Raw genomic sequence first — 14,180 nt, forward strand, 5'->3', positions numbered from 1 at the left:
TCAAAAGGAGGCGCCCAAATGGATCGCTCTCTTTCCCGACGTCGTCGGGAGCCAACGCTGTCGCTTCGCGGCGTTTGGCTATTTCGCTCGCTATGGATCGCTCAATAGCTCAGATATTGCAAAGCGCCGATCGCGAGAAGATTTCCCGGAACGAGTAAAAACCAACCGAGCGCGACCATAAAGAAACAAACCACAACGACTGCGGTCACTCCGACGCTAAACGGTGCGGCATGATTGCGGGAAATTTCTCCCTCGTCGCTGCTCATAAAAGTCGCGATTCCGATCCGCAGATAGTAATAGAGCGCAAGCGCAGAGTTGGTCACGCCACCGATCAAAAGAATGCGGTTCATCAGATGTTCGGATTCGGCGAGTTTTTGAAAAAGAAACAACTTCGCCCAAAATCCTCCGAACGGAGGAACTCCCGCCAAGGACATAAAGAATATGTTGATTGCGATCGCAGTAAACGGTTTCGCTCCCGATAAGGATTGAACGGAAAAGAACGTCACTTGTCTGGTTCCTTCCTCCAAATACGCGAGAATCGCAAACGCTCCCAAACTCATGAACGAATATACGATGAGATAAAAAAGAACTTCTTCCTTGATTCCCGCGGAAATTCCCGCCACAACGTAACCCGCGTGTGCGATCGAAGAATATGCGAGCATTCGCTTTAAATTTTCCTGTTTTAATGCGAGCAGGTTTCCGTAGACCATCGACAACAACGCAAGAATTCCAGGCAACCAAGCCCAGGTGCTGTCTTCCAAAGGCAGCGGTAGCTTCGTATAGAGCACAAGAAGAAGTCCGATCGACGCGGCCTTTGCGGCGGTGGACATATAACCCGTTACCGGAGTCAACGCTCCTTCGTACGCGTCCGGGGTCCACGCGTGATACGGAAAAAGCGCGATCTTAAACGCGACTCCCGTGATGAACAACACGAGTCCGATCTTTGCGAAGTTTCCTTGATACCCTGCGATGAGGAGCGGTTTTAACGCCGCAGTCATATTGGTAGAACCGCTTCCTCCGAAAAGAAACGCGATTCCCATCAACATAAACCCGGAGGAAAAACTTCCGAGCAGAAAGTATTTCAACGTAGCTTCCAAGGAAAACAGATCGCTTCTCGCCATCCCGATCAGAATGTATAAGCAAATGCTCATGAGTTCGAGGGCGACAAAAACGAGAATAAAGTCCTGTCCGCTCGTCATCAACATCATCCCGCACGTTGCGAAAAGCAAGAGCGGATAAAACTCGGGAAATTCTATTTTATGATTCTTTAATATTCTCGGTACGACCGCCGCTGTTCCGATCGCCATCGAGATGTAGATCAGATTCAGCCAAAAGGACAAGACCGAGTTTTCGATCTGACCGCCGAAATAGACCCCGTTTCCCGGAAAACGAAACGCCGTATAAAAGACGCTCGCGAGCGCTATCAAAAGAATCAAACCGGACACGTATCGCACGAAGAGGAATTCTTTCGTTTTAAATATTACGGAAAGACAGATGAGCACTACCCCGCCCGTAGCGAGAATCAACGCGGGAAGAATGGAAAATAGATCGAGGACGTTCGGGATTAGATTCATTTTTGAGCCTCCTCGTCCCCTGGCGGAGAAGTTTCCTTTCCTTTGCGGATTGATTTTGGCAGAGAATATTTACTTTGAAAACCGTTCAGACGCTCTTCGTAATCGCCCGGTTCTTCGCCGAGAGAACGGTAGGAAACGTATTTTCTCGCGTTATCCACCGTCTTTCCGTTTAGATCCGTTTCTTTAAACGAACTCGCCGTACGATCCTGAATCGCTTTTGCGGACGCCGAATTTAATGCGACTTTAACCGACGGTTCCAATACTTTTAAAAACGGTTTTGGATAAACTCCGATCCAGAAAATCATTACGACCGTAGGGATCAGAATGATCCATTCTTTCAAACTGAGATCGTGATGTTCGATCAGATTTTTGGAAGGCTCTCCGAAAATCATCCTTTTTGCGAACAACAAAAGATAACCCGCGGCGAACACGACTCCGGTGGCGGCTAACGCACCGTATACGACGTTTGCTTTGATGCTTCCGAGTATGATTAAAAATTCTCCGATAAAGCTGTTGGTTCCGGGAACTCCGAGCGAGGAAAATACAGCGATCGCAAAAAACACGGAAAAAACCGGCAGGAGTTTGGACAAACCGCCCGCCTTTGCGATGTCGTTGTTGCCGATTCTTTCATGCAACATTCCGAGCATAAAGAAGAGCATCCCCGCGGTGAATCCGTGGTTCAACATCTGAAGCATTCCTCCGGCCATCCCTTCTTCCGTAAAACTCAAAATACCGAGCATACAAAAACTCATGTGCGACAAGGATGAAAACGCGACGACTCGTTTGGAATTCTCCTGAGCCATCGCAATGACCGCGCCGTAGATGATTCCCGCGATACAAAGTCCTCCGAGAAGTTCCCTGTATTCCAACATTTCTTCGGGGAAGAGCGGAATCGCAAGTCGAACAAATCCGTATAAACCGATCTTCAATAAGATTCCGGAAAGATCCACCGAACCGACAGTAGGCGCCTGCGAGTGAACGTCCGGCATCCAAGTATGAAGCGGAAACAAAGGCACTTTGATCGCGAACGCAAGAACGAACGCAAAGAACATAAACAATCGGATGTTCTTCGGAATTTCGGGTAGAAGTCCCGTGGACAACTCTTCGATCACGATCGTTCCGGTTTTGAAATACAGGATTAGAATTCCCGCAAGCATCAACACCGATCCGGTGAACGAGAAGATCAGATATTTGATCGCTGCCTTTACGCGCTGATCCTCTCCCCAGATTCCGACCATCAGAACCATCGGAGAAACCATCGCTTCCCAGAAGATGTAAAACAAAACGAGGTTCCCGGACAAGAACACTCCGTGAACGCTCATCTCCACGATCATTAGATAAACATAAAATTCGCGGATACGATTCGTGATGCTCGACCAAGTGGCGAGCGTGGAAAGAAAGAAAAGCAAAGAAGACATTCCGCAAAGCAGAAGACTGAATCCGTCGAGTCCGATATGATAATCGACACGGAGATTTCCGGAAACTACGATTCCCCAGATGCGATCCACGAATTGAAGAGCCGAGTTAGAAGGATCGTATTGGAAATACAATCCGACGATGATCAAAAACGGAACGAGAGTGAACGATCCCGCGACGGTCCGCAACCAATAGACGCTATTGGAAAAAAATAAGAACGGCACTCCGATCAGTGGCAGAAACAAAAAAATACTCAATATATACGGCGGGAAATCCAAGTTACAGCCCCCTCAATAGAAAAAAGGAAAGAATGACCACGGTTCCGAATACGATCAGGATCGCGTAGTCGACGATGATTCCGGTCTGAACCCTTCGCAACACAAGGGAGATCGCGACCGCGATTCTTCCCGTTCCGCGCAGCATCAGATCCAAGAAATTTCTTTCCACGTATCCCGCTAAAAACTTTCCGAGCAGCAGTATCGGTTCCACGATGAAGTTCTTATAAAACTCGTCCACGTAGTATTTCTGCGAAAGAATCCGTTTTAAGCCCGTGTGCGATTCTTCCGCTTCCGGAACGTTTTTTCCCGTCAAAAAGATCGTTCTCGCGATAAAGATTCCGGAAATCGCAACGGCTACCGATACGGCCACCAAGATCAATTCGATCGCGGCTCCCGTTTCGTGACCGTCTACGGAGTGTTTGACGATCATTTCGGAAATTTCGGTTCCTCGGACAAAGACGGGAGCGAAGTAACGCGTAAGAGCGTCCGCTCCTCCGAACAAAAAGTGAGGCACTTCCAAAAATCCGGCAACGACCGCGCCTATGGAAAGAATCACGAGAGGAATCGTCATCACGAGCGGAGATTCGTGCAAGTGGCCAGCCTTGTGGGAAGAGACTCGAGATTCTCCGTAAAAGGCAAGATACGTCATGCGGAACATGTAGAACGCGGTTAAGAGCGCGGTAACGATTCCGAGTCCGTAAAAGAGCGTTCCATACGCATAACTTTTTTCTAATATTAGATCTTTGGAAAAGAACCCGCTGAACGGAGGAATTCCGGAAATAGCAAGCGATCCGATCAAAAAGGTCAACCAGGTGATCTTCATCTGATTTTTCAGTCCGCCCATGTTCCGCAGATCCTGTTCGTGATGAAGCGCATAAATCACGGAACCCGATCCCAAAAAGAGAAGCGCTTTAAAGAACGCGTGCGTCATCAAGTGAAAGAGCCCCGCGACGTAAGCGCCGGCGCCCATCGCGACGAACATATATCCGAGCTGCGACACGGTGGAATACGCGAGCACCTTCTTGATGTCGTTTTGAAAAAGTCCGATCGTCGCCGCAAAAAAGGCGGTGATCGATCCGATGATTACGATCCAATGTCCCACTTGCGGCGCGGATAAAAAGATAGGATTGAGCCTTGCGATCAAAAAGATTCCGGCTGTCACCATCGTCGCCGCGTGAATCAACGCGGAAACGGGAGTCGGTCCCGCCATCGCATCGGGAAGCCACACGTGCAAGGGCAACTGCGCCGATTTTCCGATCGCTCCGATAAAAAAGCAGATCGCCGCCAATGGAATCACATATCGAAAGGAAGGGATTTCCGGAATCGATTCAGCGATTTGCGTAAAGGAAACGCTGCCCGTATACCAAAACACGAGCGCGATTCCGAGAAGCATTCCCAAATCGCCGATCCGATTCGTGATAAATGCCTTCATTCCCGCGTTGGCGGCGGATTCTTTGTGATAATCGAATCCGATCAAGAGATACGAACAAAGCCCCACTCCTTCCCATCCGAGAAAAAGAAGAATTAAGTTTTCTGCAAGTACCAGATTCAACATCGCAAAGATAAACAGGTTTAAATACGCAAAATAACGCGTAAAGCCTGGATCGTCCTTCATATAACCGATGCTGTAAAGATGAATGAGCGCCCCGATTCCGGTGATGATCAAAATCATATAGAGCGAAAGCTGATCGACTTGATACGCGAGAGATACGTTTAGGTTCCCGGTTTCGATCCAAGGCATTACGGTTACGATTTCGGGAATCGCGCGTTCCATTGGGTGAAATAGAACGAAAGACAACAAAGCCAGCGCGAAAGATAAAAATACGACGGCCGTAGAAATGATTCCGGTTAGTCCCTTTAACCACTTGCCGAAAAGACCGGAGATTAAAAATCCGATCAACGGAAGAGCGACTAACGCAGGGATAAGATTTGCAATTTCCATTCTTCCTATTCCTACCATTTCATCAGATTCATTTCGTCCACATAGCTCGTCTTTTTAAGCCTATGAATCGCGATCACGATCGCGAGTCCGATCGCGGCTTCCGCGGCCGCAATCGCCATTACGAAAAAGACGACCACTTCTCCGTCGACTTGGTGAAGCGCCTTTGAGAAAGTCACGAATACGAGGTTCACGGAGTTCAAGATCAACTCCACCGACATAAAGATCAAAACCGCGCTTCTTCGCACCATCACTCCCGCGACTCCGATCGTGAAGATGATCATCGCAAGAATCAGAAAGTAGTGCATCGGAATTCCGGAAATCCAAAGACTCATAGGTTTCCTCCTTCCGCGTCCTTCCCTAAATTCTTTTTTCCGAGAACGACCGCACCGAGCACAGCCGCGAGCAATAACAAGGAAATCAGCTCGAACGGAAGAAGGTATCGTAAAAACATGGCGCTTCCGACCACGGCGGTATTTCCGCTAACGTGGACCGGTTCGGGGTTTACGGTATTTCCGGACAAAGTATCGGGAACGGGCGCATTCTCGGCGGCAGTCCCATTCGAGTCGTTTTTTTTCTCGCCCGCTTGATTTCCTACGATCTCGTTCTTAGAAAGCCGAAAGGAATAACCCGCAAATTGCCCTTCTTTGGTCCTGGCATATCCGATCGGCGACGTCGTATCCGAAGGGATTCCGTCTTGAACCGCAGTGACGAGCAAAACGCCCAAGAACATTACCAATCCTAAATATAATAATTTCTTAATGGGTTTTTCGAAAATAAAGAGTTTCGTATCGTCCTCGCGCAACGACAAAAGCATCAACACGAACACGACCAAAACCATGATCGCTCCCGCGTAAACGAGAAGCTGCATCGTCGCGATAAAGATCGCATTCATCACCGCATAGATTGCGGCGAGCGAGAAAAAACTCAATACGAGCAAAACCGCGGCCGTGATCGCGTTGGGATGAAAGATCACCCCCAAAGAACTGAGTATCATCACCGCCGAAAACAGAAAGAATAGAAGCAGTTGAGGTTGATCCGTATATGGCATATTCTTAGTTTCTTAAAATTGTATATAGATGCTTGCTATCACGATGTTCAAAATCGCCCAAGGGATGAGTTTTTTCCATCCCAGGCTCATGAGTTGATCGTATCGAAAACGCGGAAGGGTCCATCTCACCCACATAAACAAGAATGCGAAAAAGAGAACCTTACCCAAAAACAAAACCAGTCCGAGTGCGGGCTGAAGAACGTTTCCTTCCAACAATCCGAAAGGCACCTGATACCCTCCGAAAAAAAGAAGAGTCACCACGCAGCTCATTGTGATCATGTTCATGTATTCCGCGATAAAAAATAATGCGAACTTAAACGCTCCGTATTCCGTGTGAAACCCGACGACGAGTTCGGACTCGGCTTCCGCCAAGTCGAAAGGGAGCCTGTTGGTTTCGGCGAACATCGCTACGACGAACAGGCAAAACGCGATGAACCCAGGAAGTTTGAAGATGTTCCAAAGTCCCGCCTGAGACGCGCTTATATCCGAAAGTTTCAAAGAACCCGTAAGAATCACGATCGAGACCACGCTCATTCCCAAAGGAAGTTCGTAGCTGATCATCTGTGCCGTGGAACGGATCGCACCTAACAACGAATATTTGTTGTTACTCGCCCAACCCGCGATGATGATTCCGTACACCGCAAGAGAAGAGATCGCGAATAAAAAGAGAATTCCAGTGTCAGGATTTGCGATCTGCAGATCCAAAAAGGTCAGACCGGTTTTTTCCGCCAGCCAAGAAGGAAGAGGAATCTGACCGCCCAAAGGAACCACGGACCAAGCCATGATCGCGCACGTCATCGAAATCGCGGGCGCAACGAGATACATCACTCGATTGACCTGCATCGGGAAAACTTCTTCTTTGGTTAAGAATTTAATTCCATCCGCAAGAGGTTGGAGAAGTCCCCAGATCCCCGCGCGGTTCGGACCCTTACGATCCTGAATAAAACCGGCCACTCTTCTTTCCGCGAGCGTGTAATACGCGCAGGCGGTGATGAGAATGAAAAAGAAAAGTCCGCTTTTCAAAAGCCAAAATAAAACTTCATTCCAATTCATGGAGTTCTTTGTCCCCCCGCGGTTTCTCCGATTCTATCTTCTTTTCTTCTTCTGGGATGATCGGGAACGGGTTCCGGCTTGTCCTTCAATCTGGCGTCGAACTCCGCGCGAAACTTCTGCAGAGCGGGACGAACCGCCCCCACGCATGCGTCGGAAAGAGGACAAATCGTAGTTCCCCCTTCCATGTTTCTGGATAGGGAAAGAATCAAGTCGATGTCCTGGGTGGTTCCTTCTCCTTCGCGGATCTTATAAAGAATGTCGCGAACCCAATGAGTTCCTTCGCGGCAGGGTGTGCATTGACCGCAGGATTCGTGAGCGTAGAATCTCGCGAACCGATACGTGGTTTCCACGATGTCCGTGCCTTCCGCGAGAACGATCACCGCGCCCGAACCGAGCATGGTTTTGTGTGCCGCCATCGATTCGAAATCCATATTCGCGGTTTTGCATTCTTCCGCCGTGAGAATCGGAACGGAAGATCCGCCGGGAATGATCGCCTTCAAAGGTTTATCGTCTACGATTCCTCCGCAAAGATCATTCACAAGTTCTAATAAAGGAGTTCCTAATTCGATTTCGTAAACGCCCGGACGTTTTACGTGACCGGAAACGCTGAAGAGTCTCGTACCAGGAGATTTTTCGGTTCCGATTTTGGAATACCAATCCGCTCCTTTGTCGAGAATATGAGGAACCGCCGAAAACGTTTCCACGTTATTCACCACGGTCGGGGAACGATAAAGTCCCGACACGGCCGGAAAAGGAGGTTTCAATCTTGGATGCCCCCTCCTGCCTTCGAGAGAATTGATGAGTGCGGTTTCTTCTCCGCAGATATAAGCGCCCGCGCCTTCGTACAAAATCAGATCGAAGTCGAATCCGCTTCCGAGAATGTTCTTTCCGAGATACCCTTTCGCATAGGCTTCGTCGATCGCCTTCTGCATGGTTCTTGCGCCTTTTTGAAATTCTCCGCGGATGTAAAAGAATCCCTTGTTCGAACCGATCGCCTTGGCTCCGATGATCATTCCTTCGATGATCTGATGCGGAAGGTTTTCGATCAGTTTACGATCTTTGAATGTTCCCGGTTCGCCTTCGTCCGCGTTGCAGATGATGTATTTCGGTTTTGGAATGTCTTTCGGGATAAAGGACCACTTGAGTCCGGTCGGAAATCCTGCCCCGCCCCTTCCTCTGAGTCCGGATTTTTTCACTTCGGCGATGATGTCGTCCGGTTTCATCTGAAGGGCTTTTTTCAGTCCGTCGTATCCGTGAACCGATTCGTAAAACTCGAGTTCGGCGGACTTGGGGTTATCGATGTATTTCGTGAGAAGTTTCATTTCTGCCATAAGGAGTTCCTTTGTCAGTTCAGGCCGCTTAGAATCTGATCTACTTTTTCGGGTGTCAGCTGTTCGTAAAAATCGTCGTTGATCTGGACCATCGGAGCGTAACCGCAAGCGCCCAAACATTCCACTTCTTCCAACGTGAATTTTTGATCCGGTGTGGTTTGTCCGAGATGAATCCCGAGTCGATCGCAGAGATGTTTTTCGATCGTATCGTTTCCCTGCAGATAACAGCTCGAGGTTCCGCAGATTTGGATATGATATTTGCCGACCGGTTTCTTATTGTAAAGAGTATAAAACGTCGCGACCCCGTAGACTTGCGCGAGAGAAATCGGATCTCCGAGACGGTCCGCGATGTAGTTCATTCCTTCCTGGTCCACAAAACCGTGTTCTCTCTGTAAAATATACAAACAAGGGAGAATCAGGGAACGTTTGTCCGGAAATACTTCCAGCATCTTTTGGAATCTTTTTTCGGATTCTTCACTGAACTTGTAACTCATCAGCAGTCCAACTCTCCTGCGATCACGTTCAAAGAACTCATCGTCGCGACGGAATCCGCCAGAAGTCCTCCGCGAACCAATTCCGCAAACGATTGATAATACCAGAAACAAGGACGTCTAACGTGAACCCTCCAAGGAGATTTTTCCCCTTCGGATACGATGTAGAATCCGAGTTCTCCGTTGGCCGCTTCGGTTGCCATGTAGTGTTCTCCGGGAGGAACCTTCACGCCGTGCATGATGATCTTGAAGTGATAGATCAATTCTTCCATGTTGTTGTAGACTTTGTTCTTTTCGGGAAGATACGCGTGAGGAAGATCGGCGTGCCAGGCTCCGCTCGGAATTCCGTCCACGAGCTGTTCGATGATCCGAATCGACTGACGCATTTCTTCCATTCTCACCAAACTTCTGTGAAGAACGGAACCGTCCTCTCCGATCGGAACGTCGAAGTCCACTTTATCATACAGCATATACGGTTCGTCTTTACGGACGTCCCAATCCACACCCGCCGCGCGGAGATTCGGTCCGCTGAATCCGTAGGCGATCGCGTTTTCCGCGGAAATTCCGCCGATTCCTTCGGTGCGTCCGAGAAAGATTTTATTTTTCAGAAGAAGGCTGTTGAATTCTTCGATCGCGGGTTTTAATCCCTTGCAGATCAGTTTCACTTCGGTTTCGAACTCGGGATAAATGTCCTTTTCGAGTCCGCCGATTCTGCAAAACGTCGTGGTCAATCGTGCGCCCGTCAACTTTTCGATGACTTGATAGATGTTCTCTCTGTGATGAAAGAGGTGGAGCATTCCCGAGAACGCGCCTAAATCCACTCCGAGAATTCCCGTGCAGATGATATGATCCATGATTCTCGAAAGTTCGGAGATGATCATTCTCACGTAGGTTACGCGGTCCGGCACTTCCACCTGCATCATCTTTTCCACCGCGAGAATCCATCCGATGTTGTTGAGCGGAGTCGAAACGTAATTCATCCGGTCCGTGCAGACGAGGAATTGGTTGTATGTATAACGTTCCCCTAATTTTTCGAAACAACGGTGAACGTAACCGATGACCGATTCGGCTTCGACGATTCTTTCTCCATCGAGTTGGATCACATTCTGTAAAATTCCGTGAGTCGCCGGGTGAGAAGGTCCGAGGTTTACGAGGAGATGTCCTTCGGGAAGATTGGCGAACTTCTTTCCGAAATGTTCGGCCGTTTTTTCGTACATCATTCTACTTTCCTCCTTCCTTGGTGATGTCTTCGTTCACGTGGATATGAAGAAGGTCTTCGATGAGATAATCCTGTCCGAATCCTTCCAAAGGAAAATCCTTACGAAGAGGATGTCCTTGAAAGTTGTCCGGCATAAGAATGCGGTCCAAACCCGGATGACCTACGAATGATATTCCGAAAAGATCGTAGACTTCGCGTTCGGGCCAGTTCGCACCCTTGAACACGGAAGTGACGCTCGGCACGGATTCTCCGTCTTCGAGCCGAACCTTAATTCGAATCCTGCTCGAACCCTTGCTTCCCGATCGGAGCAGATAACAGACTTCGAAACGAGGTTCTTTTTTTCCGAGCCAATCGATCGCGGTTAAGTCGTTTAGAAAATTATAATTCAGTGATGGATCGTTTTTCAACGCGGCGAGAACCGGAACGATTCCTTCCGCTTTCAAAAAGAAAACGGGAACGTTCGAGACGACCTCTTCCTGCGCATCCAAAAAATGGGAAAATTTTTCTTTGAGGAAACGTTCTACTTCTTCTTTCATCGTACAACCAGGGGTTTATTTCTTTCGTTCAATTCCTGGATTTTCTGCATCACTTCCTGACGTCTTGCTTCCAGCCCCTGGGTTTTCAGTTTTGCCTGTAATTTCAAGAGAGCGTCTAAGATCGCTTCGGGTCTAGGAGGACAACCGGGAACATAAACGTCCACGGGAAGAATCCGATCCACGCCTTGCAAAACTCCGTAGGTGTTGAACATTCCTCCGGAAGAAGCGCAGGCCCCGACGCTGATGACGAACTTAGGCTCCGCCATCTGATCGTAGATCTGACGAAGAACGGGAGCCATCTTGTACGTGATCGTACCGAGAACCAAAATCATATCCGCCTGACGCGGAGAAAAAGAAGGACGTTCCGCTCCGAAACGGGCGATGTCGTAATCGGAACAAGCGGTGCTCATATATTCGATTCCGCAGCACGCGGTCGCGAACGGATAAGGCCAAAGAGAATAACTTCTCCCCCATTGGATCACGGACTCGATGCTTCCGAGTTGAACCATATCTCCCAGGGCTTGGCCCGGGGCTTTACTCAAGTCACTCAATCCCATTCCAAGGCTCCTTTCTTCCAGATATAGTATAAACCTACGACCAACGTCAGGACAAACACAAACATTTCTATCACGAGAAAAAGTCCGATTCCCGCGTTCTTAAATCCGATCAGGTTGACCGCGTAGGGAAACAGGAACACCGCTTCGATGTCGAACAGGATAAAGAGTACCGCGACGAGATAAAACTTGATGTTGAAAAGTCCTCTCGCGTCTCCGTAGTATTGTACGCCGCATTCGAACGTGTCCTGAGGTTTGGATTTCTTTTTAGGACCGATGAGTATGGCAAGGGTAAGAATCAGAGCGGAGAATCCGACTCCGAGTAAGAATTGAATCAGTAGTGGGCCAAGGTGCTCGGGAGCGCTATCCATAGCTACTATTAGACTCCCGTTTGCATATAGCCTGTCAACGCAAATTCAAAAGGAAATGCCCTATGCTTTCCCCGTTTCCGAACGAAGAGAATTTCACACCGAAAAAGAAATCTACGTTCACACAGGTCCAAGCGGAAAATAAAAATATCCTAAATTAGAATTTTGCATAGAACGCCCGAATCTGCCGAATAGTTTGGCAAAAAACGGATGGACAAATGGGTTGAGTGACGACTGGTAGTAATGGAACGAAAGGGAAAACGATTTGTCCGCCGCTCGCACCGCATTTTACTTTTCCCGGACGGGAAACCTTTCCCGCATCGGGCGAATTCTTACCCTGCTCTTATTCCTTTTCATGTTCGCCGATTGTGCGTCCTCCAAAAACTCGATCTTCGGAACCGTGTTCGTTCGAAGGGGTTTTACTCCCGAAAAAAAAGTGAAACATGTAGTCTTCCCGGTTCAGATTCGATCGGGTTGGTTGTCGAAAGAAGCAAACGTCGAACAGAAAAAATTCTTAGAATCCAGAAGTTTTGAAAAACTGGAACTGGCGATCCTCGGATACGGAGGAAAGATCCAGGAAAAATACAACGCGGAAAAACAATTCCGAACCGCGTTCGAAGCGGACAATTCCCTGAGCGAAGAAAAGGGAATCAAAATCGCAAAACAACTCAAAGGCGACGTCGTCGTATTTACGGACGTCACCGATTACGGAACCGCTTCCGGAAATTCCGTCATGGAAGTGACCGTCAAAGCGATGGACACGGACAGCGGAGAAATCGTCTGGAAGGCGATCTATTCGGGAAAAGCGCCGGGACTTCAGGACAACATCGACTTGTCGATTTTAGAATCCGAAATTTTTGAACATCTTACTGAAAAATTAAAAAACAAAACGGAGTAAAAGGAGAAAAACATGGCTAAGGTAGTATTGTCCAGTTTTGCCGAATTAGAAGCCTATACCGGAAAGGAAATCGGGGTTTCCGAGTATCACACGGTGACGCAGGAGCAGGTGAATAAGTTCGCCGACGCGACCCTGGATCATCAGTGGATTCACACGGACCCGGATAGAGCCGCTAAGGAATCTCCGTTCGGAGGAACGATCGCTCACGGATATCTTACCTTGTCCATGGCCCCCTACCTCTTATCTCAAATATTAGAATTAAAGAATATTAAGATGGGGATCAATTACGGGATGGAAAAACTTCGGTTTTTAGAGCCCGTAAAAGTAGGAAGCAAGTTGAGAATTAGAGCGGAGCTAGTCGAGCTGAAAGACCTGAGAGGTACGGCGCGAATGACTCTGAAGATGACTTTTGAAACCGAAGGATCCACGAAAGCCGCCGCGGTAGGAGAGGTAATCTATCTATATCAATTTGCCTGATAAGAAAAAAAATTTCTAAGATTAGGTAAAATATGAGTCCTAGACTGATCATCTATATGATCTCGAGAATTCGAGACGAATTTCACAGACACCTGAACCTGGAGTTGAAAGAAAAAGGTTTGGGTCCGTTAACGACCACTCACGCGGATATCCTGTTCGCACTCGTCAAAAAGAAAAAGGCGCAGATGCAGGAAATCGCCAAGATGATCAATCGAGACAAATCCACGTTAACCGCTCTTGTAGACAAGTTGGAAGCGTTGGGATTCGTCGAGAGAACGAGAGATCCCGAGGATCAGAGAATCGTTCATTTGGAACTGACTCCGAAAGCCTATTCGGTAAGACCGGTATTGCTCGGAATCTCCAGATCCTTAGTGAACAATCTCTATCGGGGATTTACGGAGGAAGAAAAACAGGAATTGGTTCGATTGCTGATGAAACTCTATCAGAACCAAAACCCGGAATCCGCCACGGTGGAACTTCTACAATAAACGGACATGTTTCTTATCGCCCAAATAACGTCCTGGACTTCCGGTTTGATCCTTCTGATTCTATCCGGATTTCACTTTTACTGGATGTTGGGAGGAGCGTTGGGAAAAAATCGTGTAGTTCCGGAAATACAGGGGAAACCGGCCTTCCGACCCGGAAGACTCGCCACCGCCGCGGTGGGAATCCTGTTGTTCCTGGCAGCCTTGTTACCGATCGGACTCAGAATGCAGTTTCCGCTCGGAATTTTACAAGAAGTATGTCGATATGGAACGGTCTTTTTGTCCTTCGTATTTTTGCTTCGAGCGATCGGAGATTTTCGATTGGTCGGCTTCTTTAAAAAAATCAAAGGCACGACGTTCGCGCAAAACGATACGGCTTATTATTCTCCCCTTTGTCTTTTTCTTTCCCTTTTATTATACGTTTCTTCCGTATTCTGAAGTTAGCAATCACGAACGGATCGTCCGCATTTTCTCCGGGAATCTTCCCTAAATCCACGCGGATTTTTCAGA

Annotated in this window: 16 protein-coding genes; 4 read left to right on the plus strand and 12 right to left on the minus strand. The window is 48.2% G+C overall.

Features of this window, described 5'->3' with window-relative positions:
- Window positions 1-101: 101 nt before the first annotated feature.
- From LFX25_RS13185 to LFX25_RS13240, 12 genes are read right to left on the minus strand one after another with little or no spacing between them, the layout of a single operon-like run.
- Window positions 102-1,574: an NADH-quinone oxidoreductase subunit N gene (locus tag LFX25_RS13185; protein ID WP_238730648.1), complete on the minus strand. Its 1,473-nt coding sequence runs from the start codon at window positions 1,572-1,574 to the stop codon at window positions 102-104.
- Window positions 1,571-3,268 carry an NADH-quinone oxidoreductase subunit M gene (locus LFX25_RS13190; RefSeq protein ID WP_238730649.1) on the minus strand — a complete coding sequence of 566 codons (1,698 nt, stop codon included), beginning with the start codon at window positions 3,266-3,268 and terminating at the stop codon, window positions 1,571-1,573. Before LFX25_RS13190 ends, LFX25_RS13185 begins: the two co-directional genes overlap by 4 nt.
- Window position 3,269: 1 nt before the next feature.
- Window positions 3,270-5,210: an NADH-quinone oxidoreductase subunit L gene (gene nuoL / locus LFX25_RS13195; RefSeq protein WP_238730650.1), complete on the minus strand. Its 1,941-nt coding sequence runs from the start codon at window positions 5,208-5,210 to the stop codon at window positions 3,270-3,272.
- An 11-nt stretch (window positions 5,211-5,221) separates the two neighbouring features.
- Complete coding sequence (nuoK, locus tag LFX25_RS13200) at window positions 5,222-5,542, minus strand: NADH-quinone oxidoreductase subunit NuoK (protein ID WP_118956341.1); 321 nt, start codon at window positions 5,540-5,542, stop codon at window positions 5,222-5,224.
- The gene (locus LFX25_RS13205; protein WP_238730651.1) at window positions 5,539-6,258 is read right to left on the minus strand and encodes an NADH-quinone oxidoreductase subunit J; all 720 of its coding nucleotides are present in this window, start codon (window positions 6,256-6,258) and stop codon (window positions 5,539-5,541) included. The genes nuoK and LFX25_RS13205 overlap by 4 nt, the downstream gene beginning before the upstream one ends.
- Before the next feature lie 12 nt (window positions 6,259-6,270).
- The gene (gene nuoH / locus LFX25_RS13210; protein ID WP_238730652.1) at window positions 6,271-7,311 is read right to left on the minus strand and encodes an NADH-quinone oxidoreductase subunit NuoH; all 1,041 of its coding nucleotides are present in this window, start codon (window positions 7,309-7,311) and stop codon (window positions 6,271-6,273) included.
- On the minus strand, window positions 7,308-8,642 hold the full coding sequence (gene nuoF, locus LFX25_RS13215) for an NADH-quinone oxidoreductase subunit NuoF (protein ID WP_238730653.1): 1,335 nt from the start codon (window positions 8,640-8,642) through the stop codon (window positions 7,308-7,310). The genes nuoH and nuoF overlap by 4 nt, the downstream gene beginning before the upstream one ends.
- A 14-nt stretch (window positions 8,643-8,656) precedes the next feature.
- A complete protein-coding gene (nuoE, locus tag LFX25_RS13220; protein ID WP_238730654.1) occupies window positions 8,657-9,136 on the minus strand; it encodes an NADH-quinone oxidoreductase subunit NuoE in 480 nt (159 codons plus the stop codon).
- Window positions 9,136-10,353, minus strand: a complete 1,218-nt coding sequence (locus tag LFX25_RS13225; protein WP_238730655.1) for an NADH-quinone oxidoreductase subunit D — start codon at window positions 10,351-10,353, stop codon at window positions 9,136-9,138. The genes nuoE and LFX25_RS13225 overlap by 1 nt, the downstream gene beginning before the upstream one ends.
- A gap of 1 nt (window position 10,354) precedes the next feature.
- On the minus strand, window positions 10,355-10,888 hold the full coding sequence (locus tag LFX25_RS13230; protein WP_238730656.1) for an NADH-quinone oxidoreductase subunit C: 534 nt from the start codon (window positions 10,886-10,888) through the stop codon (window positions 10,355-10,357).
- Window positions 10,885-11,445 (minus strand): NADH-quinone oxidoreductase subunit B, encoded by a 561-nt coding sequence (locus LFX25_RS13235; protein ID WP_118956334.1) that lies wholly within the window; start codon window positions 11,443-11,445, stop codon window positions 10,885-10,887. The genes LFX25_RS13230 and LFX25_RS13235 overlap by 4 nt, the downstream gene beginning before the upstream one ends.
- Entirely contained in the window at window positions 11,436-11,813 is a 378-nt protein-coding gene (locus LFX25_RS13240) for an NADH-quinone oxidoreductase subunit A (RefSeq protein WP_118956333.1), read from the minus strand. Before LFX25_RS13240 ends, LFX25_RS13235 begins: the two co-directional genes overlap by 10 nt.
- 352 nt (window positions 11,814-12,165) lie before the next feature.
- Here LFX25_RS13240 and LFX25_RS13245 point away from each other — a divergent pair, with 352 nt between their 5' ends.
- Genes LFX25_RS13245 through LFX25_RS13260 form a run of 4 tightly spaced genes read left to right on the plus strand, consistent with a single transcriptional unit; the run spans window position 12,166 to window position 14,108 of the window.
- Window positions 12,166-12,708, plus strand: a complete 543-nt coding sequence (locus LFX25_RS13245; protein ID WP_238731602.1) for a hypothetical protein — start codon at window positions 12,166-12,168, stop codon at window positions 12,706-12,708.
- Window positions 12,709-12,720: 12 nt separating this feature from the next.
- Window positions 12,721-13,185, plus strand: a complete 465-nt coding sequence (locus LFX25_RS13250) for a MaoC family dehydratase (protein WP_238730657.1) — start codon at window positions 12,721-12,723, stop codon at window positions 13,183-13,185.
- A gap of 32 nt (window positions 13,186-13,217) precedes the next feature.
- Window positions 13,218-13,673, plus strand: a complete 456-nt coding sequence (locus tag LFX25_RS13255; protein ID WP_135569804.1) for a MarR family winged helix-turn-helix transcriptional regulator — start codon at window positions 13,218-13,220, stop codon at window positions 13,671-13,673.
- Between the two features lie 6 nt (window positions 13,674-13,679).
- A complete protein-coding gene (locus LFX25_RS13260) occupies window positions 13,680-14,108 on the plus strand; it encodes a DUF3995 domain-containing protein (RefSeq protein WP_238730658.1) in 429 nt (142 codons plus the stop codon).
- Window positions 14,109-14,180: the final 72 nt, after the last annotated feature.

The organism is Leptospira sanjuanensis (genome assembly GCF_022267325.1).
Lineage (GTDB): Bacteria > Spirochaetota > Leptospiria > Leptospirales > Leptospiraceae > Leptospira > Leptospira sanjuanensis.

Excerpts from the sequence above, each read along its gene's own strand:
- LFX25_RS13185 (WP_238730648.1), bottom strand. The coding sequence starts at position 1,574 with ATGAATCTAATCCCGAACGTCCTCGATCTATTTTCCATTCTTCCCGCG.
- nuoL (WP_238730650.1), bottom strand. The coding sequence starts at position 5,210 with ATGGAAATTGCAAATCTTATCCCTGCGTTAGTCGCTCTTCCGTTGATC.
- nuoK (WP_118956341.1), bottom strand. The coding sequence starts at position 5,542 with ATGAGTCTTTGGATTTCCGGAATTCCGATGCACTACTTTCTGATTCTT.
- LFX25_RS13205 (WP_238730651.1), bottom strand. The coding sequence starts at position 6,258 with ATGCCATATACGGATCAACCTCAACTGCTTCTATTCTTTCTGTTTTCG.
- nuoH (WP_238730652.1), bottom strand. The coding sequence starts at position 7,311 with ATGAATTGGAATGAAGTTTTATTTTGGCTTTTGAAAAGCGGACTTTTC.
- nuoF (WP_238730653.1), bottom strand. The coding sequence starts at position 8,642 with ATGGCAGAAATGAAACTTCTCACGAAATACATCGATAACCCCAAGTCC.
- nuoE (WP_238730654.1), bottom strand. The coding sequence starts at position 9,136 with ATGAGTTACAAGTTCAGTGAAGAATCCGAAAAAAGATTCCAAAAGATG.
- LFX25_RS13225 (WP_238730655.1), bottom strand. The coding sequence starts at position 10,353 with ATGATGTACGAAAAAACGGCCGAACATTTCGGAAAGAAGTTCGCCAAT.
- LFX25_RS13230 (WP_238730656.1), bottom strand. The coding sequence starts at position 10,888 with ATGAAAGAAGAAGTAGAACGTTTCCTCAAAGAAAAATTTTCCCATTTT.
- LFX25_RS13235 (WP_118956334.1), bottom strand. The coding sequence starts at position 11,445 with ATGGGATTGAGTGACTTGAGTAAAGCCCCGGGCCAAGCCCTGGGAGAT.
- LFX25_RS13240 (WP_118956333.1), bottom strand. The coding sequence starts at position 11,813 with ATGGATAGCGCTCCCGAGCACCTTGGCCCACTACTGATTCAATTCTTA.
- LFX25_RS13245 (WP_238731602.1), top strand. The coding sequence starts at position 12,166 with ATGTTCGCCGATTGTGCGTCCTCCAAAAACTCGATCTTCGGAACCGTG.
- LFX25_RS13250 (WP_238730657.1), top strand. The coding sequence starts at position 12,721 with ATGGCTAAGGTAGTATTGTCCAGTTTTGCCGAATTAGAAGCCTATACC.
- LFX25_RS13255 (WP_135569804.1), top strand. The coding sequence starts at position 13,218 with ATGAGTCCTAGACTGATCATCTATATGATCTCGAGAATTCGAGACGAA.
- LFX25_RS13260 (WP_238730658.1), top strand. The coding sequence starts at position 13,680 with ATGTTTCTTATCGCCCAAATAACGTCCTGGACTTCCGGTTTGATCCTT.